Origin of the sequence: Myroides injenensis M09-0166 (assembly GCF_000246945.1) — a bacterium.
Taxonomy (GTDB): domain Bacteria; phylum Bacteroidota; class Bacteroidia; order Flavobacteriales; family Flavobacteriaceae; genus Flavobacterium; species Flavobacterium injenense.
The window spans coordinates 1-1,276 of the sequence record NZ_BAEX01000162.1 but is presented as its reverse complement, the minus strand read 5'-3'; the positions used below and the strand labels follow the sequence as shown (position 1 = coordinate 1,276).

Below are 1,276 nucleotides of genomic sequence, written 5' to 3'. Positions count from 1 at the left end.
ATTTGTCCAACCAAAACTTTACCATTCATCAAGAAAAAACACTCAGAGCACTGACTTTATGCCGAACTGCTGCTTTGGGCGGACATGTAGATGCTTGTGATGGGTGTGGAAACATCACCATCAGTTACAACAGTTGTCGCAACAGGCATTGTCCAAAATGTCAAGGACATAAACGCGAAGAATGGATTCAAGCTCGCGAACATGATTTATTGCCCTGTTCGTATTATCATGTAGTTTTTACGTTACCCGATACGCTTAATGGATTAGCGATTCATCAACCACAATTGATTTATAAAATCTTGTTTGAATCGGTTTGGGCAACGCTTTCTCAGTTCGGAAGAACCGAAAATATGTATTTAGGAATGATTGCTATTCTGCATACTTGGGGACAAAATTTGAGTTTACATCCGCATCTACATTGTATTGTTCCTGGTGGTGGAATTGATAGAAATGGAAAATGGAAACGCAAAATAAAAACTGATAAATATTTATTTTGTGTAAAAGCATTGAGCAAGGTTTTTCGAGCCAAATATGTCGCACTGTTGCGTAAAGAAAGGTTAGCTAATCAGCAATTATATGATGAGCTGTTTACTAAAAATTGGGTGGTTTATGCCAAACGTCCTTTTGGTGGACCAAAGCAAGTAATCGAATATTTAGGACGATATACGCACAAAGTGGCAATTAGTAACCATCGTATTAAAAACGTAAGCCAACAAGAAATTACTATTAGTTACAAAGATTATAAAGATAACAGCAAAACCAAAGAGCTCACACTTAAGAATGAAGAATTTACTCGTCGATTTAGTTTACATATTCTGCCTAAACGCTTTGTGCGGATACGTCATTATGGAATTTTAAGTAGCAGTTGGAAACGCGGTAAATTGCAACAATTACAAGAAAATTTAAATATCATCCGACCGATAGTTGAACCTAAAACACAACATCGAAAATGTTATTGTTGCAAAATTGGTAATTTGGTTACGTTACATGTTTTTGGGCAACGAGGTCCGCCAAAAGCATATCTTATCGAAAACACACTTGCGCCTGTGAATTAACTTTTACGGGTAAGGGAACTTGTGTTTAATTGTTCCAAAAAACACCGAAAAACGATTGAAACAGCACAATTTCAACCACAAAAAAAGCAGTAATCCTAAAATTACTGCTCGTATATCTTAAAGTCATACTTCGATAACTCCATAATACTTTATTAGCTTCCTACGGTTCCGTTCAACGGGCTTTCATCTCGTGCCCTGCGGGCAAGACGAAAGCTTAGTTA

The 1,276-nt window shown here is 36.9% G+C and carries 1 protein-coding gene; it reads left to right on the top strand.

What is annotated here, in order from left to right:
• Nucleotides 1-2: 2 nt before the first annotated feature.
• Nucleotides 3-1,055, top strand: a complete 1,053-nt coding sequence (locus RH98_RS14960; protein WP_010257605.1) for an IS91 family transposase — start codon at nt 3-5, stop codon at nt 1,053-1,055.
• Nucleotides 1,056-1,276: the final 221 nt, after the last annotated feature.